The organism is Streptomyces sp. NPDC093568, from assembly GCF_044764945.1.
Lineage (GTDB): Bacteria > Actinomycetota > Actinomycetes > Streptomycetales > Streptomycetaceae > Streptomyces.
In genome coordinates this window covers 571,070-597,804 of record NZ_JBIWJD010000003.1, presented here as the reverse complement: position 1 = coordinate 597,804, position 26,735 = coordinate 571,070, and the positions used below count along the sequence as shown (strand labels likewise).

Genomic DNA, 26,735 nt, shown 5'->3' with positions numbered 1-26,735 from the left:
GCCACGGGTCGTCCGGCCTCACTCGCTCGCCAAGTAGGCCCGCCAGCCGCCGAAGCCGGTGATGTCGGGTGCGTCCTCGACGGCGTACGGCTCCACGAGGAAGCCGCTGATCTGCCGTCCGTCGGACAGTTCTACGGTGCCGACCGTCATCGGCGCCGGTACGGCAGCGGTCAGCGTCCCGAAGCCCGCGGCCGGCAGCCGCCAGATCTCTCCCTCGATGCCCACTCCCCTGCCACCGTTTGTCCTGGTCCCGGCGAGCCGGACCAGGCCCGGCTTGGGCGGCTCGGTGGCCAAGGCGTGCAGGCGGTAGCGGTCGGCGGTGTGCGCCGGGCCCACCAGGGTGCCGCCCGCAGCGACCAACTGGGCGTTGAGAGGCTGTCCGGTGAGGTGGGCGCCGACCACGAACAGGTCGAGCCCCGGATCGGCGAACCGCTCGGCCAGGGCGGCCAGGGCCCGGTCGGAGAAGGCCGGGCCGGTGAACATCACGCCGAACGGCAGGCCGTCCACGAACCCGGCGGGGACGGCGAGCGAGGCGTGGTCCAACAGATTGGCGAAGTTGGTGAAGCGCCCCATGCGCGCGTTGGCGCCGACCGGGTCGGCCGCCACTTCATCGAGGGTGGGATGCCAGGTGGTGGTCGGGGTGAGGAGCGCCGCGCAGCCGTCGAGGGCCGCGCGTGCGGTGGCGCCGAGGGCGGCGAGGCGAGCGGTGTCGGTGGCCCAGTCGGCGGCGGTCTTGGCCCGCCCGGCCAGCACGATGGACGCGACGGTGGGGTCGAGGTCCGTTCCGATCAGGTCGCGGTGCTTCTCGAGGTGCTCGCCCACGGCGGCGTACCGCTCGGCCACGAACGCGCCGCCGTACAGCAGTTGGGCGGCCTCCAGCAGCGGGGTGACATCGGTCTCGACGATCTCCACGCCGGTGGCCGCCAAAAGGGCAACCGCTGCGTCGAAGGCCTCGAGCCAGCCGTCGGCCATGCCTCGCAGGTTCTCCCGGTTCGGCACGGCGACCCTGGGGCGGGCCGCTGGCGGTGGAAGCTGCGTACCGGTGCGGGAGAGCGGGTCGGCCGGGTCGGGGCCCTCGACGATCTCCGCGGCCGTGCGGGCGAGCCGCAGGTCGCGGGCGAACACGGTCACGCAGTCGAGGGTGTAGCAGGCGGGGACCACCCCGGTGACGGGCACCAGGCCCTTGGTGGGCTTGACGCCGACGATGCCGTTGAGGGCCGCCGGCACCCGGCCCGAGCCCGCCGTGTCGGTGCCCAGGGCGATGTCGGCGATGCCCAGCGCGACCGTGACGGCGGAGCCGGAGGACGATCCACCGGAAATGCGGGCCGTGTCCCAGGCGTTGCGCACGGCGCCATAGGGGCTGCGGGTGCCGACCAGACCGGTGGCGAACTGGTCGAGGTTGGTCTTGCCGAGCACCACCGCGCCGGCCGCGCGCAGCCGTGCCACCGCGGGCGCGTCCGCGTCCGGCCGGTAGGCGTAGGACGGCGCGCCGGCAGTGGTGGGCAGGCCGGCCACGTCGATGTTGTCCTTGACGGCTGCGACCAGCCCGGCCAGGGGCAGCCTCGGATCGATCGCGGCCGCCTCGGCGAGCACCTCGTCGCGGGGCCTGAGGTGGATCCAGAGTTCGGGCCGGCCGGCGGACTCGACGCGGTCGTAGGCGGCCTCGACTCGTTGGGCGGGGGTCTGGAGGTTCATGCCTTCACCGCCGCGAGAACCTGGCCGGGGGCGACCTGTTCACCGGGTCTGACGTAGATCTCCAGGAGGGTTCCGGTGGTCGGAGCGCTCACTGTGGACTCCATTTTCATCGCCTCCAGCGAGAGGATCGGGTCGCCCTCGGCGACGGTGGTGCCCGGCTGTGCGACGGTCTGCCAGACGGTCGCGGTGAAGGGCGCGGTGACCGGGGTCGCACCGTCCGGGACGGTGACGGCGTCGGCGGCCGGGGGTGCGGGATCGTCGTTCCGGTCGAACTCGCCGGCGGCCCGCCAGCGTTCCTTCTCGGCGTCGAACGCCGCGCTCTGCCGCTGCCGGAAGGCGGCGATCGAGTCGGCGTTGGCGGCCAGGAACGCGTTGTACTCGGCGATCGAGAAAGTGCCCTCCTGGGTGTCGTGGGGGCCGCGGCCGGCGTCGGTCTCGGCGCGCAGTTCGAGGAGTTCCTCCGCGGTCACGGGATACCACTCGATGCGGTCGAAGAAGCGCAGGGCCCAGGGCGAGTCCTGGAACAGTCCGCCCCTGCGGAAGCGGTTCCAGACCTGCACGGTACGGCCGACGAACTGGTATCCGCCGGGGCCCTCCATGCCGTAGACGCACAGGTAGGCGCCGCCGATGCCGACGGAGTTCTCCGCGGTCCAGGTGCGGGCCGGGTTGTACTTGGTGGTGACCAGGCGGTGCCGCGGGTCGAGCGGGGTGGCCACGGGGGCGCCGAGGTAGACGTCACCGAGGCCGAGCACCAGGTAGGAGGCGGCGAAGACGGTGCGGTAGACGTCGTCGGGGGTCTCCAGGCCGTTGACGCGGCGGATGAACTCGATGTTCCACGGGCACCACGGGGCGTCGTCGCGCACGCCGGCCATGTACCGCTCGATGGCGAGCCGGGTCGCGGGGTCGTCCCAGCTGAGCGGCAGCCGCACGGTGCGGGAGGGGACGACCAACTCGTTGGTGGGCGGGACCTCGTCCTCCAGTTCGCGCAGCAGGGCGGTGAGATCACGGGCCTTCAGGCGGCGGGCGTCGGTGTGGATCTGCAGGGACCGGATGCCCGGCGTGACGTCGACGATGCCGTCCGGCGCGTGCGCGGCCAGGGTCTCCTGCAGGGCGTGCACCCGCATCCGCAGGCCGAGGTCGAGCACCATGGGGCCGTACTCGACGAGGACGTTGTCGTCGCCGTCGCGGCGGTAGGTGACGTCAGGGCGGGTGTCGGTCGCCCCCAGGCGGTCCAGGACGCCGTCGTCGCCGTCGCCTCCCGTGCTGATCAGCGCGGGCGAGGCGCGGCGGGCGTCGAGGCCCGCCGCCTCGGCCTCCTTGACCGGTACGAACCGGACGGTGTCGCCGGGGCGGAGCTGGCCGAGCTTCCACAGTTCGCCGCTGGCGACCACCGCGGGACAGACGAATCCGCCCAGGGACGGCCCGTCGGGGCCCAGGATGATCGGCGTGTCGCCGGTGAAGTCCAGGGCTCCGACCGCGTACGGCGTGTCGTGGATGTTGGAGGGGTGCAGTCCGGCCTCGCCGCCGTCCTGGCGGGCCCAGCGGGGTTTGGGTCCGATGAGGCGGATGCCGGTGCGGGCCGAGTTGTGGTGCACCTTGTAGTCGGTGGCGTAGAGGGTGTCGATGTCCTCGCGGGTGAAGAACTCCGGTGCCGCGTGCGGCCCTTCGGTCACGCCGATCCGCCAGTGCGAGGTGATCGCGGGGCGCCGCTCGGGCGGGGTCGGGCCGACGGGGGCGGCGCTGGAGGCCGCGGGTCGCAGTACGTCCCCGGCGAGCAGCGCCCGGCCGCCGTGCCCGCCGAAGCCACCGAGGGTGAACGTCGAGGCGCTGCCCAGGTATTCGGGGACATCGATGCCGCCTCGGACGGCCACATAGGTGCGCAGGCCGGGCCCTTGTGCGGTGCCGAGGACCAGGGTGGCGCCGGCCGGGACGGCCACCGGCTCCCACATGGCGGCCACGGCGCCACCCGCGCTGACCGGGACGGGGGCGCCGCTGACCGCGACCGTGGTGGCGGTGGAGAAGCGCAGGGTCAGGCCGCCCGCGGTGACTTCGAGCGCGGGCGCCTCGGCCGGGTTGCCGACGGCCAGGTTCGCCTCGGCGAAGGAGACCGGGTCGAAGGGGCCGCTCGGCGGCACGCCCACGTGCCAGTGGCCGAGCCGGCCGGGGAGGTCCTGGACGGTGGTCATCGGTCCCGGCACCAGGACGTCGATGCGGGGCTCCGGGTCGTCGGTGGTGGCGAGCGTGCTGGTGCTGTGCACGGCTTCGCGGACTTCGCCGCGCACGGTCAGCGCGCGCAGCAGGCCCAGGTTGGTGACGATGCCGTCGACCCGGCTCGCGCCCAGCGCCTCGCCGAGGACGTCGAACGCGCGGTCGCGGGTGGCGCCGTGCGCGATCACCTTCGTCAGCATGGGGTCGTAGTACGGCGATATCTCCAGGCCGGTCTCGGCGTAGCCGTCGACCCTGACCCCGGGTATCTCATCGGTGCCCTGACCGGGGAAGACCGCTCGGGTGATCAGGCCCGAGGAGGGGAGCGCGTCCTTGCCGGGGTCCTCTGCGTAGACCCGGGCCTGCACGGCGTGTCCGGTGGGCGTCCAGGCCCTTTCGAACACGGCGTCGTCGACGCGGCCGTCGCGGGCCAGGGCGAGCATGAGTTCGACGAGGTCGACGCCGTACGCCTCCTCGGTCACCGGGTGCTCGACCTGGAGCCGGGTGTTGACCTCCAGGAAGGCGGCCTCCTCGCGCACCGGGTCGTAGACGAACTCCACGGTCCCCGCGCCGCGGTAGCCGACCGAGGCGAGCAGCCGGCGCGAGGAGTCGTGCAGCTGAGCGCGGACACGGTCGGGCAGGGACGGGGCCGGAGCCTCCTCGATCACCTTCTGGTTGCGGCGCTGGAGCGAGCAGTCGCGGTCGCCGATGACGGCGATCCGGCCGGCGCCGTCGCCGAAGACCTGCACCTCGACGTGGCGGGCCGGGCGCACCAGCCGCTCCAGGAAGACGCCGGCCGATCCGAAGTGCGACTCGGCGAGCGCGGCCACGCGGGCGAAGGCCGCACGCACCTCGTCGGCGGTGGCGCAGGCCTGCATGCCGATGCCACCGCCTCCGCCGGTGGCCTTGACCATCACGGGCAGCCCGATCGACTCGGCCGCGGTGACGGCCTCTTCGGCGCTCGCGAGGAGTTCCGTCCCGGCCAGCAGCGGCACTCCGGCCGCCTTGGCCAGGGCACGGGCGGTGTGCTTCTCGCCGAAGGCGGTGATCTGGTCGGCGGTCGGCCCCGCGAAGCGCAGGCCCGCTTCCTCGACGGCGCGGGCGAAGGCGGCGTTCTCGGAGAGAAATCCGTAGCCGGGGTGGATGATCCCGGCGCCGTGGTCGAGCGCGGCCTCGATGATCGCGTCGCCGCGCAGGTACGAGTCGCGTGCGGGGGCGGCACCGAGGCGGACCGCCCGGTCGGCCTCGCGGACGTGCGGTGCGGCCCGGTCGGCGTCGGAGAACACGGCGACGGTGGCCAGGCCCATCAGCCTGGCCGTGCGGATGACTCGGCGGGCTATCTCACCCCGGTTGGCGACGAGAACAGTGGTGGGGCGGCCGGTCACGCGGCGTCCTCCGGAATGCTCGGATCCTGCGCGGACCGCGGACGTGCACTGGCGTGGCTGTCGCGGCTGCCGGGGCTCTGGGGGTCCACGACGATCATCCGCAGCGGGGTCGGGTTGAAGTCGTTGCACGGGTTGTTCATCTGGGGGCAGTTGGACACCATCACCAGGACGTCCATGTCGGCGCGCACCGCGACCCGGCGGCCGGGCGCCGACATGCCGTCCACGATGCCCAGCGCGCCGTCTGCCTCGACGGGCACGTTCATGAACCAGTTGAGGTTGGAGACGAGGTCGCGCACCCCCAGTCCGCGCCGGGATGCCTCGGCGAGGAAGTTCTCGCGGCAGCCGTGATGGAACATCACGTGGTGGCCGTAGCGCAGGGTGTTGGACTCCTTGCCGCAGGCGCCGCCGATCGTGTCCTGGCGGTCGATCTCGTTGGCGACGACGGTCATCAGCGGGCGGCCCTCGTTGCTGCGCAGAACGGTGCCTGTGCGCACATAGGCGTTGCCCTGCCAGGCCAGGGTGTCGGGGACGCTGTAGCGCTCCTCGGGGTCGTCGGCGTTGTAGAGCAGACAGTCGGCGGACTGGTTGCCGCCGACGTCGACGATCGTCAGGACGTGCCCCTCGGTCACCACCGCGGACCAGGGTGCGTTGGGTGGGACGTGCTCGTCCAGGACGATCCGGCCCTCGACCAGGCTCGATGCCCAGTCCAGGGGGGATCCCTCGGTGTACACGGCGCCGACGGGGACGGTGGAGGCGACGGTGCCGCCCGCGGGGGTGGGGTAGGTGGTCGCGGTGGTACCGGTGTTCTCTGTCTGAGCGGTCTGAGCGGTCTGAGCGGTCTGAGCGGTCTGAGTGGTCTGACCGGTCTGGCCGGCCTGCGTGGTCGCCATGTCACAGCCCTCGTGCTTCGCAGTAGTCGGCGGTGTTCAGGTACGCCCGGTGCAGCTCGGGCGTCGCGGCGAACCGGGGCTCGTCGGGGCCGGTCGGTGTGCCGCGCCAGGCGTGCACGCGCAGGGGCCCGACGAGGTAGTCGGTGCGCGGGTCCAGCGGATGGGCGACGTTGGCGACCAGCACCAACAGGGGCATTTCCGCGACGAGTTCGACGTGGGTGCCCGGGCCCTCGCTTCCCCGCCAGCTGAGGGCGCCGTCCGCCTCGACGCGTACGCCTTGGAAGAACGACACGCTGGGCGGCAGATCGCGCCGGCTCAGGCCGTGCTTGGCGGCGGCTTTGACGAAGAGTCCGCGCCCTGACGGGGACGGCCCCTCGGGGCGGGCGTCGCCGTACTTGCGTTCGTTCCACGCGTCGGTGGTCGTGCCGCAGAAGGCGTCGTGCCGGCCCGAGGAGTCGCCGGTGACGACGGCCATGACCCGGCCGTCGCCGGACAGCAGTGGGTGGTTCAGGCCCAGGTAGGCCTGCCAGGGGATCTTCAGGGTGTCGGCGACGTTGAGCCGCTCGACCGGTTCCAGGGCGTTGAAGAGCAGCAAATGGGCGCAGGCGTCGCCGGTCGGGTCGTCGAAGCGCAGCCGTGTGCCGCGGGCGAGGACCTTGTGGGTGTAGCCGCCGGGCGCGACTGTCTCCGCCCAGACCAGGGCGGCGGCGTCGACTCCCGGCGGGCGGTGCGGGCTGCCCGACGCCGGAAGGTACGGCATCCATGCGCCGGCCTGTCCGCCCTGGGCGCGGGCGTCTTCGCGGGCGTTGCGGACGCTGTCGGTCTGGTGCAGCTCGCGGACGCCGGCGGGGGGTTGAGAGGTGGGCGGCTCGGTGAGGTGCCGGCCGTGCGGCGGATGGGCCGTCGGCCCTTCGGTCGTGGTCATGGCTGTCCCGTCGTCCCTTCGTCGGTGCGTCGTCAGCGGGTCTCCGGCCATGCGTGGCCGGTGCGGACCGCCGGGTTGTCGGGCGGGCTCGGTGGTCTGCGTGGCCGACACGGACCGCCGGGCTGTCGGCCGAGCTCGGCGGTCTGGGCAGCCGACACGGACCGCCGAGCTGTCAGCCGGGCTCGGCGGACTGCGTAGCCGCCACGGACCGCCGAGTTGTCGGCCGGGCTCGGCGGTCTGCGTAGCCGACACGAACCGCCGGGCTGTCGGCCGAGCTCGGCGGTCTGCGTGGCCGGCGCGGACCGCCGGGCTGTCGGCCGAGCTCGGCGGCCTGCGTAGCCGACACGGACCGCCGAGGTGTCAGGCGGGCTCGGCGACGGCTTCGGCGGGCGGCTCGATGTGGGTGTGGGGCACGTGCCTCAGCTGGATCCGGCGGTGCAGGCGGCGGGCGAGGAAGTAGCCGGCGCCGAGGGCGAGGCTGAGCCCGATGAAGAGCAGAGCGCTCCACTGGAGCCACCAGGTCCCTTCGGTGAGGTCGTAGATCTCCCGGCGGGGCCACAGCAGGTTGACGGTCATGCCGATCTGGAAGAGCACGGCGAGCGCGTTGACGAGGGTTCCCCAGCGGCCCAGGGAGAACAGCGGCCGGCCGGTCTCGTCGACGCCGTCCGGGAGCGGGCCGGCGCCGCGGTGCCGGATCCGGGCGACGAGCAGCGGCAGCGTCACGCCCAGGTAGGCCAGATAGAGCATGGCGATGCAGAGGCTGGAGAGCGCGGTGAAGATCGCCGACTGGCGGACGTTGACCAGGAGTGCGATCGCGGCGCCGACGCCCACCACGATGGACGTGATGATCGGCGTGCCGGTGCGGGGCGAGACCTTCGCGAGGTGCCGGTGGAAGGGCAGGGCGCCCTCACGTGCCATGGAGTAGATCATTCGGGCGCCGGAGGTCTGCACGGCGAGGGTGCAGGCGAACACCGCGACGGCGACGCAGCACAGCAACAGCCGTCCCAGGACGCCTCCGAGCCGGTCGGTGAGCACCCAGGAGAGGCCGCCGGTGGCCAGGTTGCCGTCGGTCAGGCTGCTCGCCGCCAACAGTCCGGAGAGGATGAGCAGCGCGCCGCCGATGCCCGAGAAGATCAGCGCGCGCAGGATGGTCCGGGGAGTGGTCCGGCGTGGGCTGCGCGTCTCCTCCGCCAGCTCGCCCGCCGAGTCGAAGCCGACCATGACGTACGCCGCCATCAGCGAGGATGCGAGGAAGGCCCCCAGGTAGGCGCCGTCGCCCGCCCATCCGGTGTTGTGGACCACTGCCTGGGGGCCGCGCTCGGGCAGGAAGAAGAGCAGCAGCACCAGGGCGATCACACCGACGATCTCGATCACGACGCCGAAGCTGGTGGCCGCGGCCATCTGGCGGATGCCCAGGATGTTCACCACGGTGGTGATCACCAGCAGGACGCAGCCCAGGACGACGGCGTTCTGCGCGCCCGTCGAGGAGGCGACCGAGGGGTCGGCGTGCGATCCCCCGACGATCTGGAAGCCGGACCAGATGGCGGGCAGGACGGCCTGCGCGGCGATCGCGGCCGCCGCGACGGTGAGGATCTGACCGATGATCATCGTCCAGCCGGTGAACCAGCCCGTCGTGGTGCCGGCCAGCCGGCTCGACCACTGGTAGATCACCCCCGAGATGGGCCAGCGCGCCGCCAGTTCGGCGAAGCAGAGCGCGACCAGCAGTTGGCCCACGAAGACCAGCGGCCAGGTCCAGAAGAACGCGGCGCCGCCGAGACCGAAGCCGAGGCCGAAGAGCTGGAAGACGGTGGTGAGGATCGACACGAAGGAGAAGCCCGCGGCGAAGGACGCGAAGCCGCCCATGGCGCGGCGTAGTTCCTGGTGGTAGCCGACGTGAGCGGGGCCGGTCGCGGGGCCGTCGGCGGGAGGGGACACAGGGGTGAGCTCTGATCGGTTCATCACCGCACCTCCGAGCGGGGGTTACCTGTCGGCTGACAGGTATTGCGATGGTGGGACCGGGTGGTCTCACGACCGAGTCACAGGCGTTAACGTCGTGTAACCGGTCTCACTGGTACGGGGCTTGCCGGTCCCCCGAGCTCAGAGCCCCCGTCCACCCGACCACACAGGCGGGCAGGTGGACAGGCGCGGGTCCGGACATCTCGGCGGCCGGACCCGCGCCGTGCTCCGTCAGCCCGTGTGAACGATCCGGAAGCGCTCGGGGTCCGCCGGATCCCGGTCGACGACCTGAATCGGCGCCCCGGTCCACTGCCACACGCTGATGCCCGGCGTGCGGGAGAACTGGATTCGCCCGCGGGTGCCCTCAGCCTCGACATGCGGCCAGGATCCGGCGATGCGAGCCCGGTCCGGGCCGTGAGAGCGCAGGACTTGGGCGAGGACGGCGATGGTGTCGTAGCCCTCGAAGCCCACGAAGGAGGGCGCTTGGGCGAGCCGCTCGCGCAGGGCCGTCTCGACGCGTGCGCCGAGCGGGCTCAGCCGCTCGGGCAGATAGCGCAGGAAGGGAATCGCGGCGCCGTCGCCGCCCAGCAGGTTCACCCATTCCGTCAACTCCGGCTGCCCGGCCGGAGCGCCGATCAGGATCTCGGCCAGGCGCGGGTCGGAGCGGACGGACCGGACGATCGGCACCGCCGGGTCCGGGTGGCCGACCAGGAGGAGGAGCGCTGTCGCACCATGGCCGACGAGTGCGTCGCACACGGCATTGGGAGTGAGCGCGCTCATGTCCAGTTCGATGACGGTACCGCCGCGCGGGGCGAGATGCTCCCGCAGGATGCGGATCCCTGATGCCCAGTAGACGCTGGGCTGGGCCGCCACGGCGATGCGGCTGTTGCCCGCGCCGAGGAGGAAGTCCGCGTAGATCCGCCAGCCGCGGGACTGCTCCGGGGCCAGGCGCGCGACCCATTCCGTCGGCTGTTCCGTGAGCGAGTCGAGAACCGCCGACGAGCACAGGAACGGCACTCCGAGTTCGTCGGCCCGGCCGGCCGCGGCACGGGCGACGACGCTGTGGTACTCCCCCACCAGCGCGGTCACCCCCAGGCCGGCCAGCTCGTCCACCGCCGCCGTGGCCTTCTGGGGATCGGCCGCCGTGTCCCGGACCACCAACTCCAGTGGCTTTCCGCCGACTCCGCCCGCCTCATTGACGTCGCGTACGGCCAACTCGAGTCCGGCGAGCAGGTGTCGGCCGGACTCGGCCCAGCCCGGCCGGGTCAGCGGAACGAGTGCGCCGATCCGTACGGACGACCCGTCAACCCAGTCCGCTCCGGGCGGCGATGGCTGCGATGGCGGCGTGTTCATGCGCTGGCGTCTCCTGCGTGACGAGTCGGTTTCCCCTGGCCGGACCTTGCGTCCGCCGCTGTCGCGCTGCCGAATCAGCGCACCGACGGACCCGCCCGACATTGTGTCAGCCACTCGATGATGCTTGATGATGCTCGGAACTGCACTCTATCGAGCACATATTGACATGCACAGTGGAGCCCGCCAGAGTCATGTCCCGACAGTCCCCGCAGTCCCGACAGTGCACCGGCAGTGATGCAAGCCACCCCACCGAGGAGTGTTGCCGTCATGTCCGAAACACCCGCTGTCTCACGCCGCTTGCTTCTGGGCGGAGCCGTCGCCACCGGCGCTCTCGCGGCCGGGATGACCGGCGCGGCACCCACCGCGGCGGCCGCGACGGAACAGCCGCCCCGCCGCCGTCCCGGACAGAAGTCGATGATCGGCGCGCCGTTCGAGGTCCACAGAACCGTCCGGGTCGCGGTCATCGGCCTCGGCAACCGCGGCGGAGGGATGGTCATGGGGTGGGCGGCCGTACCCGGCTGCACCGTGACCGCCGTCTGTGACATCCGCGCCGAGCGCGCACGCAGCGCCGCCGACCGGCTGGTGAGCAAGGGCGAGCCCCGCCCCGCCGAGTACGGCGGTTCATCCGCCTCCTACGCCGAGATGCTGCGGCGTGACGACATCGACCTCGTGTACGTCGCCACACCGTGGGAGTTCCACCACGAGCACGGCAGAGCCGCGCTGCTGAGCGGCAGGCACGCCGTGGTGGAACTCCCCGTCGCGACCGAACTGCGCGAGCTGTGGGACCTGGTCGACACCTCCGAGCGCACCCGGAAGCACCTGCTTCTCGCCGAGAACTGCAGCTACGGCCGCAACGAACTGGCGATGCTGAGGATGGCGCACGCCGGTGTGTTCGGGGACATCACCAACGGCCACGGCGGCTACCTCCACGACCTGCGCGAACTCCTCTTCTCCGACACGTACTACACCGACTCCTGGCGTCGGCTGTGGCACACCCGCAGCACCGCGTCCCTCTACCCCATGCACGGGCTCGCCCCGATCGCGGCGGCCATGGACATCAACCGCGGCGACCGGATGACCACCCTGAGCGCCACCACCACCGCCCCCAAGGGCCTGGCCGACTACCGCGAGCGCTTCGTCCCCCGGGACCACCCGTCCTGGAAGGAGACGTACATCAACGGCGACCTGGTCACCTGCCTCATCGAGACCGAGCGGGGACGGGTCATCCGGGCCGAGCACGAGGTGAGTTCACCGCGGCCCTACAGCAGGATCAACTCCCTCGCGGGCAGCCGCGGGATCGTCGAGGACTACACCGGGCCCGCCCCGACCGGCGCACGCGTCTATCTCGAACCGGACCACGCCGGTCACACCTGGCGCGACTTCGCCGACTACCGCAAGGAGTACGACCACTGGCTGTGGCGGAAGGTCGGCGACGACGCCGCCAACAACGGCGGTCACGGCGGCATGGACTACGTCCTGCAGTGGCGCACCGTCCAGTTGATGCGCGCGGGACTGGTGCCCGACATCGACGTCTACGACTCGGCCGCCTGGTGTTCAGCGGTCCCGCTGAGCGCCGCTTCCCTGGCGAGGAACGGCCGCCCGGTCGAGATCCCGGACTTCACCCGCGGTGCCTGGGCCGGCAAACGGCCCGGACTCGACTCCAGCCCCACGGACATGCCGCCCCTGCGCTGAACCCCTCATGAGGAACCGTTCGCGCTGGTGATCAGTTGCGGGGCCAGCGTCTTGAGCATGGTGTTGGTCCAGCGCAGCTGCCGCAGGGTCTGCGGGTGGCAGGTGCTCGCGAGGGCGAGCAGGTCGCCGTCGCCCGTGGCCTGCGCCGCCTGGGCGAGCATCTCCCAGCTGAGGGAGTTGTCGGTGGCGGCGAGATGGAGCCCGCGCAGGTCGTCCAGCAGGCCGAGGTCGGGCCCGGCGGGCTCGCCGCCCGGGCGGGCCGGGCGCTCCGACATCAGCGGGAGGCCCGGCCGGCCGTCGTGGGACGCGTCGGCGGCGGGCTCCGGCCAGTGCAGGCCGTGAGGTTCGGCGGCGCGGGCGATGCGCTCGGCGTGCTCGTGGGACCAGCGGGCGAGGTCGGTGGCGACGTGGTGGACCTCGTGCTCGGCGGGGTGCCGTCCGGCCGTGGCGAGCAGTTCTCGCTCCAGTGCGCGTTCGCCGTCATGGAGGACGCGCAGCACAGCAGGGACCGCGCTCATGACCGCTCTCCTTCCGGGGCTACGACACTCTGGTGGGCCACGGCCGACGGGCCGCCGGTGGTGGCCGGGGCCGAACGTGGGTCGGTCGGGGCGGAGGCCGCGGTGGTCGGGGCCGGGCTGACAGCGCCCTCAGCCCGCTCGACGAGCGTCAGGCGCGCGGCGGCGGTCTTGAAGAGCGGCTGTTTGGAGACCGGGTCCCAGTCGGTGACGGTGGTCTCGTTCGCGGCCCGGCCGCCGTCCTTGCCGGGGCGGTCGCCCTCCGGGGTGTCCCAGTAGCCGTAGTGGAACGGCAGGAACACCATCCCGTCCCGGATGCCGGTGATCCGCAGGCGTCCGCGGACCGCGCCGCGCGTACTGGTGACTTCGACCAGATCGCCTTCGGCCACACCGTGCCGATGCGCCTCCGGGGCGGAGATCTCCACCCACACCTCGGGGGCGGCGGCGTTGAGTTGCGGGGTGCGGCCGGTCTTCGTACGGGTGTGGAAGTGGTACAGGGTGCGGCCCGTGTTCAGCTGCAAGGGATAGACGTCGTCCGTCGACTCGTGCGGCGGCAGGTACTCGGCCGCCTTCAGGACGGCCTTGCCGTCGGGGTTCAGCGCGCGGTACTCGGTCTCGGACACGGACGCGCCGGTGACCAGGTCCCTGCCGTAGGTCTCGCAGTCCTCCGGGGCGGCCCAGGTGACGCCGCCGGTGTAGAGGCGTTCGGTGCCGTCGGGTGCCGCCTCCGTGCAGGGCCACTGGATGCCGCCGGCGTCCCGTAGCCGTTCGTAGGTCAGACCGGTGTAGTCGCAGGGGCGGCCGCGGCTGCACTCCTGCCATGCCGCGAACGCCGACTCGGCGTCGTGCCAGCGGACGAGCGGCCGGCCGTCCTTGTCGCGGAAGTCCATCCTGCGGGCGAAGTCGAGCAGGATGTCCAGGTCCGGGCGGGCGTCCCCGGGCGGCTCGACGGCCTTCTCGGAGAGGTGGACGGTGCGGTCGGCGTTGGTGAACGTGCCGGTCTTCTCGGCCCAGGTCGCGGCGGGCAGGACGACGTCCGCCAGGTGCGCGGTCTCGGTGGGATAGAGGTCCTGGACGATGGTGAACAGCCGTTCCTGACCGAGGATTTCGCGGATGCGCCTGAGTTCGGGGAGGGAGACGGCCGGGTTGGTGCCGGAGATCCACAGCATCCGGATCGAGCCCTGTTCGGCGTAGCGGAGGATCTGCATGGCCGGAGTGGGCGGGGCGTAGTGCGGGATGCGGGACGGCTCGACGTTCCAGACGCGTGCGAGATCGGCGACGTGGGCGTCGTTCTCCCAGTTCCGGAACCCCGGCAGGTCGCCGTTGGCGCCGCACTCGCGGGTGTTCTGGGCGGTGGGCTGGCCGTTCATCTGCAGCACCCCGCAGCCCGGGCGGCCGAGCATGCCGCGGATCAGCTGGAGGTTGTTCACCTGGCAGGCGGCGGCGGTGGCCTGGTGGGACTGGTAGACGCCCTGGAGCACGGTGGACAGGAGCCGTTCGGCGCCGCCGAGGACCTCGGCGGCTTCGGCGATCCTGGCGGCCGGTACGTCGCAGATCCGGGCGGCCCAGGCGGGCGTGCGGTCGGCGACGCCCCGGGACAGTTCGTCGAAGCCGACGGTGTGGGCGTCGACGAAGTCGTGGTCGATCCGGTCGGTGCGGATGATCTCGTGCAGCAGCGCGTTCAGCAGGGCCACGTTCGTACCCGCGCGAGGCGCGAGATGGACCGTGGCATGTTGGGCGGCCGGTGTCGGACGCGGGTCCACGCACACCAGCCGGGGCGGGTCGCCGCCCGCCAGACGGTCCAGGACCCGCATCCACAGCACCGGCTGGGTCTCGGCCATGTTGTGCCCGAACAGGGCGATGGCATCCGCGTGGTCGACGTCCGTGTAGGAGGCGGGCTGGCCGTCGCACCCGAACGTCTCCTTCAAGGCCTCGGCGGCGGTCGCGGTGCACAGGCGGGTGTTGCCGTCCAGGTGGTTCGTGCCGAGCCCGGCGCGGGCGATCACCGTCAGGGTGTAGTACTCCTCCAGGAACAGCTGGCCGCTGGTGTAGAACCCGAGAGCGCCGGGCCCCTGTTCATCGAGCAGGTGCCGGGTCCGGTCCACGATCTCGGTCATGGCCGTGTCCCAGTCGCAGGGCACCAGGCGCCCGTCCCGGCGCACGAGCGGAGCGGTCAGCCGGTCCGCGGAGTGGTTCGCCTGCCAGGCGAACAGGTCCTTCGGCCCGAGGCGGCCGCGGTTCACCCGGTCCCGCGCGCGGCCCCGCACCCCGACGAGCCTTCCGTCGGCGACGGCCAGGTCCATCGCGTCCCCGTTGGAGTGCAGGAGGGACGCCGTCGGCACCCACCGCTGAACCGCTTCGGCCGTCATGCCGGACTCCAGGAACGAGTCGACCCGCACCGGCCAGGTCGTGTCCCGGTCGTACGGGGTGCGCTCTCCCCATGGCCGCGCGATCCGGTCCACGTCCGCTCGCATCGACGACCTCCGTGATCTCGGCCTCTTGGGTTGACGACGCGGCGGGTACCCGGCGATGTGGACCTGAAAGATCGCCGGATCGCCAGTTGCTGGAGACCGCTGCCGACACCGCGGGAAACATCCCAGGTCAGCCGCGTGCGGCGGGCCCGCCGAGAGACGTCCGACTCCCTGGTTGTTCGGGAATGCCGTGAATGCGTGTATGGAGTGCTCCGCGGCCGGTTACCCGTGCGGAATGGCATGGACGTTGAAAGGGCACGAACGGCGCGGCGGGCACGACGCGGCCGACCAGACGGTCGAGACCGCGCGGGCGCCAGAGGCCGGGCCGGATGAACAGGTGGAGCGGCAGGAGCCGGAGAGTCCCACGGACCTGCCGGGGCGCTCCTGGGGGGCGGTGCTGAAGGGCACCGTGAAGGAGTTCAAGAAGGACGAGCTGACCGACCGGGCGGCGGCACTCACGTACTACAGCATCCTGGCGCTGTTCCCGGCCCTGCTGGCGCTCATCTCGCTGCTCGGGGTCGTCGGGGAGTCCGCGGCGCAGCAGGTGCTGGACAACATCCAGAAGCTGGCCCCGGGCGCCGCGCGAGACGTCCTGACCAGCGCGGTGCAGCAGATGCAGGGCAACGCCGGCATCGGTTCGCTCATGGCCGTGGTGGGTCTGCTCCTCGCCGTGTGGTCGGCCTCCGGCTATGTCGCCGCGTTCATCAGGACGGCCAACGCGGTGTACGACGTCCCCGAGGGACGGCCGGTGTGGAAGGTGCTGCCGGTCCGCGTGGGTGTGACGGTGACCCTCATGGTCATGGCGGTGATCAGCGCGGTGATCGTCGTGTTCACCGGCGGTCTGGCCAAGGAGGTCGGCTCCGCGCTGGGTGTCGGCGACACGGCGCTCACGGTGTGGTCGTTCGCGAAGTGGCCGGTGCTCGTCGTCCTGGTCACGATCATGATCGCGATCCTCTACTGGGCGACCCCCAACGCGAAGGTCCGCGGCTTCCGCTGGATCACCCCGGGCAGCTTCCTGGCCCTGGTGATCTGGATGATCGCCTCGGCCGGCTTCGCGGTGTACGCGGCGAACTTCGGCTCGTACAACAAGACCTACGGCACTTTCGCCGGCGTGATCATCTTCCTGGTGTGGCTGTGGATCACGAATCTGGCGATCCTGCTGGGCCTGGAGTGCGACGCGGAGCTGGCCCGCCAGCGTGCCGTCGCGGGCGGCTACCCCGCCGACAAGGAGCCGTACGTGGAGCCTCGCGACACGACGAAGTGGGACGAGGACGATCGACGACGGCTCGAGTCCTGAACGGAAGACCTAGGTCGGCTCGCCGGGCCCTGAGGCCCGGTCCGGGCCGGCCGTCTCCTCCACCGGCGGTGTGAACGCCCGCAGCCATCGCTCCGTCTGGGCGACGTGCGCCTGCGCCGCGCCGGCCGCGGCGACGGGGTCGCGGTCGGCGATGGCGGTGGCCAGGACGCGGTGGTCGTCGTCGCTCTTCCTGCGCATTTCGGGGCCTTCGGGCAGGGTGAAGACCTGGTACTTGCGGGAGCGGGACCGGAAGACCGCCAGGAGCGAGGCGAGCGTGGGGTTGCCGCCGACGCGTGCGATCTCCGCGTGGAAGCGGTGGTCGAGTTCGGAGGCCTTGGTGGGGTCGCTCGTGGCCTCCATGTCCTCGATGAGCGAGAAGAGCGTGCGCACCGTCTCTGGCGTGCAGCGGGCCGCCGCCTGGGCGGCCACGTGCGCCTCCAGGACGCGCCGGATCTCGTAGACCTCCAACAGGCCCGACAGCGGCAGGAGTTCCAGGGTCAGGGAAAGGCTGCCGATCACGTCCTCGGGCCTGAGCTGGGAGACGTACGTCCCCGAGCCGTGCCGTGGCTCGATCACGCCCAGGGCGGCGAGCATCCGTACGGCCTCGCGCAGCGATCCCCGCGAGACGCCGAGCTCCTCGCAGAGGTCGCCCTCGGGCGGGATGCGCTCGCCCGGACCGAGGCGCCCGGTCGCGATCATGTGCCGTAGGCCGTGGAACGCCCTCTCGACTGCGGACATCCGTCCCCTCTTCCTCCCCTGAACGGGCCCTCGGTCACGCCGCGGTCCCCTCGGAGCACTGTAGCGAGTCCCGGATGTGTCGGATGCGTCTCGCCCGAAAGTCATCTGATGACTTTCACTGTACGACCCTTGTTTCCGCCCCGGAAGCCGTGCAGGATGCCGAGTCATCATATGAGTCCCGGGACGGGAGTCCGTCCTTCCACGGGACCGCCCTGCCCAGATGTGGAGTCCCGTGAGCGAGACCGAGGTGACCACCGCACCGCACCCGCTGCTGCTGGCGGACGGCCGGCCCGCCGACCGGGCATGGTCACTGGACCCTGCCCTCAAGCACCTCAACCACGGCTCCTTCGGGGCCGTACCCCTGGTGGCGCAGGAGCGGCAGGAGCTGCTCCGAGTGGAGATGGAACGCTCGCCCGTGGTGTGGTTCCCGGCGCTCCCCCAACGGCTCGCCGCCACCCGCGTCGAGCTCGCCGACTTCCTGCGCGTCAGCGCCGACGACCTCGCCCTCGTGCCGAACGCGAGCGCCGGAGCGAGCGTCGTCTACGCCGCTCTCACCCCGCGCCCGGGCGGCGAAATCCTCGTCACCGACCACGGCTACGGGGCCGTCACCATGGGCGCCGAGCGGCTCGCCCGGCGCTGCGGCGGCAGGGTCCGCACCGCCCGGGTGCCGCTCGACGCGGACGAGGACCGGGCGTACGAGGCCGTGGCCGGCGAGCTCAGCGACGCCACCGAGCTCGTCGTCGTCGATCAGATCACCTCGGCGACCGCGCGGCGGCTGCCGGTGGAGCGCATCGGGGCGGAGGCCCGGCGCCGGGGCATCCCCGTGCTCGTCGACGGCGCGCACGCCCCCGGACTGCTCGCCGCGCCGCTCGCGGACGCGACGTACGACTTCTGGACCGGCAATCTGCACAAGTGGGGCTGCGCCCCGCGCGGCACGGCGGCGCTGGTCGCCCGCGGTCCGCTGCGCGAGCGGCTCTATCCCCTGATCGACTCGTGGGCCGCGGCCGATCCCTTCCCCGACCGCTTCGACCAGCAGGGCACCGTCGACGCCACCGCCTACCTGGCCGCGCCGACGTCCCTCGCCTTCGTCGAGCGCACGTGGGGGTGGCCCGCCGCCCGCCGCTACATGGACGACCTGGCCGACTACGGCGCCCATGTCATCGGCACCGCGCTCGCGGAACCGACGGGCGCGGTCGACGTCGGCATGCCGGTGCCCGGCATGCGTCTGGTGCGCCTCCCGGACGGCCTCGCCGCCGACCGCGTCGAGGCCGACGCACTGCGCGACCGGGTGGCCCTCGAACTGGGTGTGGAAGCGGCCTTCACCAGCTTCGACGGCGTCGGTTACCTGCGCCTGTCCGCCCACGTCTACAACACCGCCGCCGACTACGAGTACTTCGCCGAGGAATGCGTCCCCGTCCTCAACAGGTGGGCACGAGAGAACACAGGGAAGAGGTCAGCACGATGAGAAGAAGGACGGCAGTTCTCGCGCTCGGCACCGCCGCCGCGATGGTCCTGACCGGCTGTTCCACCATGAGCCCCGAGGCGAGCGGCACCGTCACGCTCAACATGGTCGAGAGCCTGACGAACCCCACCCGCACCGATCTGCTCAAGGACCTCATAGCCGACTTCGAGCAGCAGAACCCCAAGGTCAAGGTCAACCTGGTCTCCCCGCCCACCGAACAGGCCGACCAGAAGCTCCAGCAGATGCTCCAGTCCGGCAGCGGGGTGGACGTCCTGGAGGTACGCGACATCACCGTCGGGCCCTGGTCGAACAACGGCTGGCTCTACGACATGAAGAAGGACCTCGACGGCTGGAAGGGCTGGGAGGCGATGACGGAGAACGCCGTCAACGCCTCGAAGGACGCCAAGGGCAAGACGTACTTCGTCCCGTACGGCTTCTACGGCCTGAGCCTCTTCTACCGCACCGACCTGATCAAGGAGGCGGGCTTCGACAAGCCGCCGGCCACCTGGGCGGAACTGGTGGAGCAGGCCACCGCCATCCACGACCCGGCCAAGCGCCGCTACGGCTACGCCTTCCGCGGCGGCGCCAACTCCAACAGCAACGCGACCGCCGCCATCGAGGCCTACCTCGCCGACCAGGTCGACCCGGCGAACGGCTTCAAGCTCAAGGACGGCCGTACGATCTTCTCCGCGCCCGGGGCGGAGGACGCCATCGAGAACTACCTCAAGCTCTTCAAGCAGGCGTCGCCCAAGTCGTCCGTCTCCTGGGGCTATCCGGAGATGGTCGAGGCCTTCTCCAACGGCTCCACGGCCTTCCTGCTCCAGGACCCCGAAGTGATCGCCACCGTCTCGGAGTCCAAGTCGATCACGAAGGACCAGTGGGGCACCGCGCCGCTCGTGGCCGGGCCCGGCGGCAAGACCGTGCAGCCGCTGGCCACCGCCGGGTGGGGCGTCGCCAAGGGCAGCACGCACAAGGCCGAGGCCGTCAATCTGGTCGAGTTCCTCTCGCAGGGCGAGGCGTCGACGACGTTCACCAAGAAGAACAGCCTGGTGCCCATCCTCAAGTCCGCGACCAGCGACCCCTTCTACAAGACCGGTCCCTGGTCGAGCTACGTCACCATGACCGAGCAGCCCGACAAGTACCTGGTCGTCACCCAGCCCCGAGGCGTGACCTGGTGGGCCGAGTGGCAGCAGAAGGCGGACGCCGACGTGCAGAAGCTGATCCTCGGCAAGACGACGCCCAAGAAGCTGCTCGCCGGGTGGGACGCGTACTGGACCGAGAAGTGGCAGCAGGAGCAGTAGACATGTCCGTCGCTTCCACGACCACAACGAAGACGTCCGCGCCGCACGGTGGGGAGGCCTCCCGCAAGCGGGGCCTCCCCCGGCGGGGCCGACGACGGGAGTTCACCACCCGGCGCGGCCTGAGCATCGCCGCCTTCATGGCGCCGGCCGCGGTCTTCGTGGCGGTCTTCACCTACTACCCCATGGTCGCGGGCGGCCAAATGGCCTTCCGCAACTGGAAGTTGACGGACCTGACCGACACGTCCTGGGTCGGGCTCAAGAACCTCCGCGATGTCTTCGCCGATCCCGCCTGGGGCACCGTGCTGGGCAACACCGCGGTCTGGGTGGTCGGCTCGATCGTCCCCCAGCTGGTGATCGGCTTCGCGCTGGCGCTGTGGCTGCGCCGCCGCTTCCGCTTCCGCGGCCTCTACCAGGCGCTGATCTTCTTCCCCTGGGCGATCTCCGGATTCCTCATCGGCATCCTCTTCCGCTGGCTGTTCAACAGCGAGTTCGGCGTCGTCAACGACCTGCTGCAGAAGGCCGGTCTGATCGACGAGCCGATCGCCTGGCTGGCGGATCCGAAGACGGCGATGGTGGCCGTGCTCGTCGCCAACATCTGGTACGGCGTCACCTTCTTCGCGATCATGATCCTGGCGGCGCTCCAGTCGATCCCCGACGAGCTGTACGAGGCGGCGGCGCTGGACGGCGCGGGCAAGGCGCGCACGCTCTTCCGGATCACCATCCCCTACATCCGCACCACCCTGGCGCTGACCGTGCTGCTGCGGGTGATCTGGATCTTCAACTTCCCCGACCTGATCTTCGGCATGACCGGCGGCGGGCCGAACAACGAGACGCACATCGTGACCACCTGGATGATCAAGATCACTCAGCAGGGCGACTACGGCAGGGCCTCCGCGCTCGGCCTCCTCGTGGTGGCCGCGCTGCTGGTGTTCGCGGTGTTCTTCCTCCTGGCCACGCGTGAGAAGAAAGGGGTGAGGCCGTGACCGGCAAGGAGACAGCGGCCGGCCGGGCCGTCAAGTTCACCTTCCTCGGGGTGTGGCTGCTCTTCACCGTCTTCCCGCTCTACTGGATCACCGTCACCTCGCTCAAGGCACCTGGCGACATCTTCCGCTTCCCGCTCGCCTACTGGCCCGAGCGGCTGTCGTTTGAGAACTACAGCGGCCTGTTCGGCACGGCCGACTTCGGGACCTACCTCACCAACAGCCTCGTCGTCGCCGCCGTGGCGGCGGTGACCGCCACGGCGATCTCGATGCTCTCGGCGTATGTACTGGCCCGCTTCGAGTTCCGCACCAAGTCCGCGCTGCTGATGGCCGCCCTGGTCACCCAGATGATCCCGGCGTTCATCGCGCTGGGACCGCTCTACCTGCTGATGACCGACCTGAAGCTGGTCGACAACCGGCTCGGCCTGATCCTCGTCTACATCGCGGTGTGCATCCCCTTCTGCACGGTGATGCTGCGCGGCTTCTTCGAGAACATCCCGGACGCGCTGGAGGAGGCCGCCATGATCGACGGCCTGTCCCGGTTCGCCGCGCTGTTCCGCGTCCTGCTGCCGGTGATGCGCCCCGGCATCGTCGCCGCGTTCATCTTCAACTTCGTCAACTGCTGGAACGAGCTCTTCCTGTCGGTGACGCTCATGAACAGCGACAGCAACAAGACCGTCCCCACGGCACTGAACGGCTTCATCTCCAGCTTCAACATCGACTGGGGCTCGATGTCCGCGGCGGCCGTGCTCACCATCGTGCCCACGATGCTCCTGTTCGCCTTCGCCAGCCGCCACATCGTCCAGGGCCTCACGTCCGGGGCGGTGAAGGGCTGAGCCGACCGGGCAGCCACGGCACGGAGGACTGAAATCAATTCGAACGGGCACTCGTACGCCACCAACGATTGAGGGGTGGTAAACCGCTCATGGAGATCTCAGGCGTCCTCAGCGCCCTTGTTATCGGCATTGTGATCGGTGTCCTCGGCCGGCTCGTCGTTCCCGGCCGCCAGCGCATCGGCGTCCTTTGGACCATCGCAATCGGCATCATCGCCGCGTTCATCGGAACCGGCATCGCCTCCGGCCTCGACGTCGCCGACACCGACGGCGCCGACTGGGTCGAGTGGCTGTTCCAGATCGCCCTCGCGGCGCTCGGTGTCGTCGCAGTCAGCAAGGTCAAGCTGCGCCGCTGACGGCTTGCCGCGAGCGCGTACGCGCCCACCCGCCTCGCCGGCGGCGGGACTTCCCGCCGCCGGCGAGGTCGTCCCACGCCGTCACACACCTGCTCCCGGGGCCGTCACACACCTGGTCCCGGATCCGGTTGGACAGCCGATTCGATGCCGGCGCGGGCCGCTTCGAGCTGGGCGGCGAACGCGATGCCGAGGAACAGCGCGACGCCGGTGAGGTTGGCCCACAACAGCAGGGCGATGAAGGCGGTCAGCGGCCCGTACACGGCACCGAAGGCACCGCTCTCCTCGACGTACAGCGCGAGCAGCCAGGTGGCAGCCACCCACAGCAGCAGGTGCACGGCCGAGCCGAACGCCAGCCAGGTGTAACCCGGCTGAACCCGGCGGGGCGACCAACGGAAGATCACGGCGGAGGCCACCCACGCCAGTGCGAGCCCCACGGGGATGTCGAGCACACCCCACCACCTCGGCCCGCCGCGCTCCCAGCCGGCTGACTGCGCCACCGCGTCGCCCACGGCCTCGCCGGCGACGAGTACGACGAACCCCAGCACCAGGGGCAGACCGGCGGCGAACGCCAGCACCATCCCCCGCCCGTACTTGCGCGGGAACGGACGGTCGCGCTCGATGCCGTAGATCCGGTTGGCGCCGCGCTCGATCTGACCCATCGCGGAGGCGAGGTTCAACAGCGCGAAGCCCAGGCCGAGCCACAGGGCGAGCGTGCTCCAGACATCGCCGTGCGCGGTGCGCCGGGTCCCCTGGAACGCGTCCTCGACGATCTCGGAGCTGGCGCCCGGCACGATCCGGCCGAGGGTGAGCTCGATGATCCGGCCCACGCCCTCCGTGTGCACCGACGTGGCCAGCCCGACAAGCGCCACGGTGCACGGCACCAGCCCGAGCACCACCTGGAAGGCGAGGGCCCGCGCGTTGGTGAAGCCGTCCGCGTAGCGGAACCGCGCGAAGGAGTCGGTCAGCAACCGCAGCCCGCCGTAGTGGCGCAGGGCGGCGAACGCCTCGTCTCCGGAGAGTTCGTCCCCGATCATGTCCCGGGTCTGCGGGACGTGGACGGCAGTGCCCATGGCGTCAACGCTCCTCGTTCGACGGCTGCTCCCTGTCCGGATGCCCCGGAAACCTTTCCGCCCGATCTCCGCGCAGGCTGCCCGCGCCCCGGGTACGCTGCTGACCGTTCGTGTCGGCAGGAGATCACAGAAACAGGGAGGTGGGGTTGATGACCGCGCTCAAGGCCACCGTGCGCCGTGTCCGGGTCTCCCTCACGTCCCGGGCCGTGGCCTGATCTCGTTCCGTATGTCCCCGCCGGGAGCGTGAGCTCGCGGGGCTCCCACACGAACACCACTGCGAAACGGATCTCCGTCCATCATGCGCAACTGGATCACGCGCGCTGAGGCCAGCGCCGACATCCCCGCCGTCCGTGACATCAACCTGACCGCGTTCGAGACCTCCTTGGAAGCCGACCTGGTCGACGCGCTGCGCGCCGACCCCTCCTGGATCGAGGGCCTGTCCCTCGTCTCCACGGACGACGACGGCCGGCCCGTGGGCTTCGCGCTGCTGACCCGCTGCCACATCGGTGACGTCCCGGCCCTGTGCCTGGCGCCGTGCGCCGTGCGGCCCGAGTGGCAAAGGAGCGGTGCCGGCTCGGCGGCCATCCGTGCCGCCCTCGCCGCGGCCGAGGAGATGGGTGAGCACTACGTCGTCGTCCTCGGGCACCCGGCCTACTACCCCCGGTTCGGGTTCACCCGGGCCTCGGCCCACGGCATCGGCCTGAGCATCGACGTACCCGACGAGGCCCTGATGGCCCTCACCCTGGACGCCGGCCACCCGCTGCCGAGCGGAACCGTGCGCTACGCGGCCCCGTTCGGCATCTGACCCCTCCTCAGCGGCCCGTCCGACGGGCGGGCCGCTCAGCCTGCCCACACTCCGGACAGGTTCAGCACCACGCTCACCGCCGCGACGAGCACCATGCTCAGGCGCAGCCACCGTACGAAGACGTTGCCGTCGTCTCCCGGCCCTGCTTCGGGCGAGTCGTCCCCGGCCCGGTGTGCGGCCAGGAGACACGCGCAGTAGGGGCAGGGCGCGGTATCGGGTCGGGTCTGGTGCGCGCCGTCCAGCGCTACGAACCAATCGTCCATACCCCGGTCAACCCACCTCCCGCCGGGCGGGCAACGCCCCCGGCGGCGTTCGCGGCCGGACCGCAACATCGGGTAGCCGCACGGCACATACCACCGACCACTGCCGGAACGACGTCGGCGACCACCCGTGCCCTACGTCCTACTGGTTCGACCTGGCCGCGCTGACGTCCCCGAGCGCCGACCTCTCGTCCCGTTCGATCGCCATGTCACCGAGGGAGACGATGCCCACCGGGCGGCCGTGCTCGACGACCGGCAGTCGGCGCACCGAGTGCTCGCGCATGAGTTCCACCGCCCGGTCGAGGTCGTCGTCGGGAGTGACGGTGACAAGATCGCCGCTGCACGCCGATGCCACGGTCTTCTCCTCCGGGGCACCGCCCTCCGCCAGCGCGCGGACCACGAGGTCCCGGTCGCTGACCAGACCGCGCAGCTCGTCGCCGTCGGTCACCAGGACGACGCCGATGTTCTGGTCACGCATCGTCCGGGCCACCGCGGTCACCGAGGTCTGTGGTCCCACCGTCACCAGTTGGCTGGTCATGATGTCGCGTACGTGCTGGGCCATGATGTCTCCCTCTTCAGTAGGCGTTGCGGCGCCGCAGTCCGAAGGGCCGGCCGTCCGGGTCGATCAGGAGCCGGTGCAACGGCGTGCAGAGCGTCTTGGTCGTACGCGAAAGGCTCGGCCGGTGATAGGTGCGCAGGCGTCCGGGCGGCCGGGTGCCGCGGCGGCCGTTGTCGTGCCAGGCGTCCAGGGCGGCGGCGCTCGCGGCGAAGGCGTCGAAGGCCTTCGCGGGATCGCAGAGCGGGTCGGGCAGGTGCGGGGCCGGCGGTTCTTCCAGGTCCAGGTGCTCGCGTGCGAGTTCCAGGCGCAGATCCCTGGCGAAGGCGCGGGCGCCGTCCCCGAGACCGGCGGGATCGCGCGGTTCGCGTGGGTCGACGGTCTCGTCCAGCACGGCACAGGTGAGTTCCGAGTCGTGGGTCCAGGAGCGGAGGTTGACGTTGTCCGATCCGACCGAGGCCCACACGTCGTCGATCACACACACCTTGGCGTGTACGTACACCGGAGTCCCGGCGTGGTTCTCCAGCCCGTACACCGCGACGCGTCCGCCGCCGGCCCGGCGCAGCCGGTCCAGGGCGGTGATCCGGCCGATCAGGTTCATGGGGAGGGTGAGCCGGCCGTCCTGTTCGGGGACGGAGGGGATGACCGCGATCAGGCGCAGGCCGGCGTTGGCGCTCAGCGCCTCGGCGAAGCACTCGACGACGTGCGGGGACCACAGGTACTGGTCCTCCAGGTAGATCAGGGAGCGGGCCCTGCCGATCGCCTTGCGGTAGCCGCGGGCGATGCTGCGCTCGCCGTCGGGGGCGAAGTCGTAGCCGCGCAGGAGCCGGTTGGGGTAGGTGCGCAGGACCTGGAGGGTCTGTGTGCCGCGCGGTGAGGGGTCGGGGCCCTGCGGTGGCAGACGGTCGGCCTCCGTGTCCTCGCCGTGGGCGAGTTCCCGCAGGCGCACGAAGGGGCTGCGGGTGAGCGGCGCGGGGTCTTCCCAGCGTTCCCGGAAGACGGTCTCGATGTCGCCGACGGCGGGGCCGTGGATCGCGAGCTGGATGTCGTGCCACGGTGGGTGCGGTCCGTACGCGGCGGCGATGCGCAGCGACTGCCGATCGCCGCGGTGGGTCGCGTCGTCGTTGCGGTTGTGGCACAGGTCGATGCCGCCGACGAACGCGACGTCGAGGTCGGGGCGGTCGACGTGGCGGAGCACCACGAGCTTCTGGTGGTGCGAGCCGCCGGGGCGCACCCGCATGTCGAGCAGGCATTCACCGCCGGCCGCTTCGATCTCCTCGCCGAGGTGGCGGTTCTCCTCCTCGCTGAACTGGAAGCGGTCCAGGTGGGAGCGCCACAGCAGTCCCTTGACGATCACTCCGCGCTCGGCCGCGTCGGCCAGGACCCGGCCGATCTCGCTGCCCGGCCCGTCGAGGCGCTCGTCCGGGTCTCCCCGCCAGTCGGTGAAGAGCAGCAGGTCGCCCGCGCGCTGCGCTCTGATCGCGCGGAGCAGTTCCCGGAAGTACGTCGCCCCGTGAACGAGGGGTCGCACCAGGTTGCCGCGCGACCACGCCACTCCATCTGACCGGCGGCTGTCCAGACGAGTGGCGCTGTTGCCCCGTTCGCCCGGGGCCAGCAGCCATTCGGTGAGTTCCACAGCCCATGCCCTCCAGACAGGGCACACGGGTACCCACTCCGCCCGGCGAGAAGCCCGTGGTCATGGCGTGCGTGGAGGGCCGAGGTCGTCAAGGCCGCCGAAAGCGGCCTCCGCCCGGGCTGCGAGCGGGGGCGGTCAACCCGTCCAAGTACCCTGATTCTCTCGGCGTATACGTCCGCGGTGGCGAGTTCACCGTCTTCCGGGAACCCCTGCGACGGGCTTTTGTTGTCACTCGACAACTGAGTTAACCTTCACCGGATCTTCTCATCCGGCCGAGCCCGTGAACAGCGGAAACCCGGACGGTGAGTGGGCCCTTCACGGGGCCCGGCGCGGTTCCGAGTCCTCGGCTGGAGG

Annotated in this window: 21 protein-coding genes; 8 read left to right on the top strand and 13 right to left on the bottom strand. The window is 71.2% G+C overall.

From position 1 onward, the window contains the following. Positions 1–18: 18 nt before the first annotated feature. The 6 genes from ACIRD7_RS16735 to ACIRD7_RS16710 all read right to left on the bottom strand — a co-directional run bounded on the left by ACIRD7_RS16735 (position 19) and on the right by ACIRD7_RS16710 (position 10,409). Complete coding sequence (locus tag ACIRD7_RS16735) at positions 19–1,695, bottom strand: allophanate hydrolase (RefSeq protein WP_403453580.1); 1,677 nt, start codon at positions 1,693–1,695, stop codon at positions 19–21. Further along, a complete protein-coding gene (uca, locus tag ACIRD7_RS16730; RefSeq protein ID WP_403453579.1) occupies positions 1,692–5,285 on the bottom strand; it encodes an urea carboxylase in 3,594 nt (1,197 codons plus the stop codon). Before uca ends, ACIRD7_RS16735 begins: the two co-directional genes overlap by 4 nt. Further along, on the bottom strand, positions 5,282–6,175 hold the full coding sequence (locus ACIRD7_RS16725) for an urea amidolyase associated protein UAAP2 (RefSeq protein WP_403453578.1): 894 nt from the start codon (positions 6,173–6,175) through the stop codon (positions 5,282–5,284). The genes uca and ACIRD7_RS16725 overlap by 4 nt, the downstream gene beginning before the upstream one ends. A 1-nt stretch (position 6,176) precedes the next feature. Continuing rightward, a complete protein-coding gene (locus ACIRD7_RS16720) occupies positions 6,177–7,100 on the bottom strand; it encodes an urea amidolyase associated protein UAAP1 (protein ID WP_403453576.1) in 924 nt (307 codons plus the stop codon). A 360-nt stretch (positions 7,101–7,460) separates the two neighbouring features. Next, positions 7,461–9,059: an amino acid permease gene (locus ACIRD7_RS16715; protein WP_403453575.1), complete on the bottom strand. Its 1,599-nt coding sequence runs from the start codon at positions 9,057–9,059 to the stop codon at positions 7,461–7,463. A gap of 228 nt (positions 9,060–9,287) precedes the next feature. Continuing rightward, positions 9,288–10,409, bottom strand: coding sequence for an ABC transporter substrate-binding protein (locus ACIRD7_RS16710; RefSeq protein WP_403453574.1), 1,122 nt, complete (start codon positions 10,407–10,409; stop codon positions 9,288–9,290). Between the two features lie 267 nt (positions 10,410–10,676). Here ACIRD7_RS16710 and ACIRD7_RS16705 point away from each other — a divergent pair, with 267 nt between their 5' ends. Continuing rightward, positions 10,677–12,101 carry a Gfo/Idh/MocA family protein gene (locus ACIRD7_RS16705; RefSeq protein WP_403453572.1) on the top strand — a complete coding sequence of 475 codons (1,425 nt, stop codon included), beginning with the start codon at positions 10,677–10,679 and terminating at the stop codon, positions 12,099–12,101. A 5-nt stretch (positions 12,102–12,106) separates the two neighbouring features. Here ACIRD7_RS16705 and ACIRD7_RS16700 read toward each other — a convergent pair whose 3' ends face one another. Next, a complete protein-coding gene (locus ACIRD7_RS16700) occupies positions 12,107–12,619 on the bottom strand; it encodes a hypothetical protein (RefSeq protein ID WP_403453571.1) in 513 nt (170 codons plus the stop codon). Next, positions 12,616–15,090, bottom strand: a complete 2,475-nt coding sequence (locus ACIRD7_RS16695; RefSeq protein WP_403453570.1) for a molybdopterin oxidoreductase family protein — start codon at positions 15,088–15,090, stop codon at positions 12,616–12,618. The genes ACIRD7_RS16700 and ACIRD7_RS16695 overlap by 4 nt, the downstream gene beginning before the upstream one ends. A 232-nt stretch (positions 15,091–15,322) precedes the next feature. On the opposite strand from ACIRD7_RS16695, the gene ACIRD7_RS16690 reads away from it, so the two are divergent. After that, on the top strand, positions 15,323–16,384 hold the full coding sequence (locus ACIRD7_RS16690) for a YihY/virulence factor BrkB family protein (RefSeq protein WP_403453569.1): 1,062 nt from the start codon (positions 15,323–15,325) through the stop codon (positions 16,382–16,384). Between the two features lie 9 nt (positions 16,385–16,393). On the opposite strand, the gene ACIRD7_RS16685 is transcribed toward ACIRD7_RS16690, so the two are convergent. Further along, entirely contained in the window at positions 16,394–17,122 is a 729-nt protein-coding gene (locus ACIRD7_RS16685; RefSeq protein WP_403453568.1) for a FadR/GntR family transcriptional regulator, read from the bottom strand. Positions 17,123–17,354: 232 nt separating this feature from the next. Here ACIRD7_RS16685 and ACIRD7_RS16680 point away from each other — a divergent pair, with 232 nt between their 5' ends. The 5 genes from ACIRD7_RS16680 to ACIRD7_RS16660 all read left to right on the top strand — a co-directional run bounded on the left by ACIRD7_RS16680 (position 17,355) and on the right by ACIRD7_RS16660 (position 22,054). Further along, positions 17,355–18,587 (top strand): aminotransferase class V-fold PLP-dependent enzyme, encoded by a 1,233-nt coding sequence (locus ACIRD7_RS16680; protein WP_403453567.1) that lies wholly within the window; start codon positions 17,355–17,357, stop codon positions 18,585–18,587. Continuing rightward, entirely contained in the window at positions 18,584–19,885 is a 1,302-nt protein-coding gene (locus ACIRD7_RS16675; protein ID WP_403453566.1) for an ABC transporter substrate-binding protein, read from the top strand. Before ACIRD7_RS16680 ends, ACIRD7_RS16675 begins: the two co-directional genes overlap by 4 nt. Before the next feature lie 2 nt (positions 19,886–19,887). Next, on the top strand, positions 19,888–20,868 hold the full coding sequence (locus ACIRD7_RS16670) for a carbohydrate ABC transporter permease (protein ID WP_403453564.1): 981 nt from the start codon (positions 19,888–19,890) through the stop codon (positions 20,866–20,868). Beyond that, positions 20,865–21,701, top strand: a complete 837-nt coding sequence (locus ACIRD7_RS16665; protein ID WP_403453563.1) for a carbohydrate ABC transporter permease — start codon at positions 20,865–20,867, stop codon at positions 21,699–21,701. The genes ACIRD7_RS16670 and ACIRD7_RS16665 overlap by 4 nt, the downstream gene beginning before the upstream one ends. Before the next feature lie 89 nt (positions 21,702–21,790). Next, on the top strand, positions 21,791–22,054 hold the full coding sequence (locus ACIRD7_RS16660; protein ID WP_403453562.1) for a GlsB/YeaQ/YmgE family stress response membrane protein: 264 nt from the start codon (positions 21,791–21,793) through the stop codon (positions 22,052–22,054). A 104-nt stretch (positions 22,055–22,158) separates the two neighbouring features. Here ACIRD7_RS16660 and ACIRD7_RS16655 read toward each other — a convergent pair whose 3' ends face one another. Continuing rightward, positions 22,159–23,124 carry a YihY/virulence factor BrkB family protein gene (locus ACIRD7_RS16655; protein WP_403453561.1) on the bottom strand — a complete coding sequence of 322 codons (966 nt, stop codon included), beginning with the start codon at positions 23,122–23,124 and terminating at the stop codon, positions 22,159–22,161. A gap of 298 nt (positions 23,125–23,422) precedes the next feature. Between ACIRD7_RS16655 and ACIRD7_RS16650 the strand changes: the two genes are divergently transcribed. Next, the gene (locus ACIRD7_RS16650) at positions 23,423–23,929 is read left to right on the top strand and encodes a GNAT family N-acetyltransferase (protein WP_403453559.1); all 507 of its coding nucleotides are present in this window, start codon (positions 23,423–23,425) and stop codon (positions 23,927–23,929) included. Between the two features lie 35 nt (positions 23,930–23,964). On the opposite strand, the gene ACIRD7_RS16645 is transcribed toward ACIRD7_RS16650, so the two are convergent. From ACIRD7_RS16645 to ACIRD7_RS16635, 3 genes are all read right to left on the bottom strand, one after another. Continuing rightward, complete coding sequence (locus tag ACIRD7_RS16645; RefSeq protein ID WP_403453558.1) at positions 23,965–24,192, bottom strand: hypothetical protein; 228 nt, start codon at positions 24,190–24,192, stop codon at positions 23,965–23,967. A 139-nt stretch (positions 24,193–24,331) separates the two neighbouring features. Beyond that, the gene (locus ACIRD7_RS16640; RefSeq protein ID WP_403453557.1) at positions 24,332–24,751 is read right to left on the bottom strand and encodes a CBS domain-containing protein; all 420 of its coding nucleotides are present in this window, start codon (positions 24,749–24,751) and stop codon (positions 24,332–24,334) included. A 13-nt stretch (positions 24,752–24,764) separates the two neighbouring features. Further along, positions 24,765–26,381, bottom strand: coding sequence for a phospholipase D family protein (locus ACIRD7_RS16635; protein WP_403453555.1), 1,617 nt, complete (start codon positions 26,379–26,381; stop codon positions 24,765–24,767). Between the last annotated feature and the right edge of the window lie 354 nt (positions 26,382–26,735).

Coding starts and splice junctions, on each gene's coding strand:
- ACIRD7_RS16690 (WP_403453569.1), top strand. CDS start 15,323: ATGGCATGGACGTTGAAAGGGCACGAACGGCGCGGCGGGCACGACGCG.
- ACIRD7_RS16720 (WP_403453576.1), bottom strand. CDS start 7,100: ATGACCACGACCGAAGGGCCGACGGCCCATCCGCCGCACGGCCGGCAC.
- ACIRD7_RS16685 (WP_403453568.1), bottom strand. CDS start 17,122: ATGTCCGCAGTCGAGAGGGCGTTCCACGGCCTACGGCACATGATCGCG.
- ACIRD7_RS16700 (WP_403453571.1), bottom strand. CDS start 12,619: ATGAGCGCGGTCCCTGCTGTGCTGCGCGTCCTCCATGACGGCGAACGC.
- ACIRD7_RS16655 (WP_403453561.1), bottom strand. CDS start 23,124: ATGGGCACTGCCGTCCACGTCCCGCAGACCCGGGACATGATCGGGGAC.
- ACIRD7_RS16650 (WP_403453559.1), top strand. CDS start 23,423: ATGCGCAACTGGATCACGCGCGCTGAGGCCAGCGCCGACATCCCCGCC.
- ACIRD7_RS16715 (WP_403453575.1), bottom strand. CDS start 9,059: ATGAACCGATCAGAGCTCACCCCTGTGTCCCCTCCCGCCGACGGCCCC.
- ACIRD7_RS16705 (WP_403453572.1), top strand. CDS start 10,677: ATGTCCGAAACACCCGCTGTCTCACGCCGCTTGCTTCTGGGCGGAGCC.
- ACIRD7_RS16670 (WP_403453564.1), top strand. CDS start 19,888: ATGTCCGTCGCTTCCACGACCACAACGAAGACGTCCGCGCCGCACGGT.
- ACIRD7_RS16695 (WP_403453570.1), bottom strand. CDS start 15,090: ATGCGAGCGGACGTGGACCGGATCGCGCGGCCATGGGGAGAGCGCACC.
- ACIRD7_RS16660 (WP_403453562.1), top strand. CDS start 21,791: ATGGAGATCTCAGGCGTCCTCAGCGCCCTTGTTATCGGCATTGTGATC.
- ACIRD7_RS16735 (WP_403453580.1), bottom strand. CDS start 1,695: ATGAACCTCCAGACCCCCGCCCAACGAGTCGAGGCCGCCTACGACCGC.
- ACIRD7_RS16675 (WP_403453566.1), top strand. CDS start 18,584: ATGAGAAGAAGGACGGCAGTTCTCGCGCTCGGCACCGCCGCCGCGATG.
- ACIRD7_RS16640 (WP_403453557.1), bottom strand. CDS start 24,751: ATGGCCCAGCACGTACGCGACATCATGACCAGCCAACTGGTGACGGTG.
- ACIRD7_RS16645 (WP_403453558.1), bottom strand. CDS start 24,192: ATGGACGATTGGTTCGTAGCGCTGGACGGCGCGCACCAGACCCGACCC.
- ACIRD7_RS16725 (WP_403453578.1), bottom strand. CDS start 6,175: ATGGCGACCACGCAGGCCGGCCAGACCGGTCAGACCACTCAGACCGCT.
- ACIRD7_RS16710 (WP_403453574.1), bottom strand. CDS start 10,409: ATGAACACGCCGCCATCGCAGCCATCGCCGCCCGGAGCGGACTGGGTT.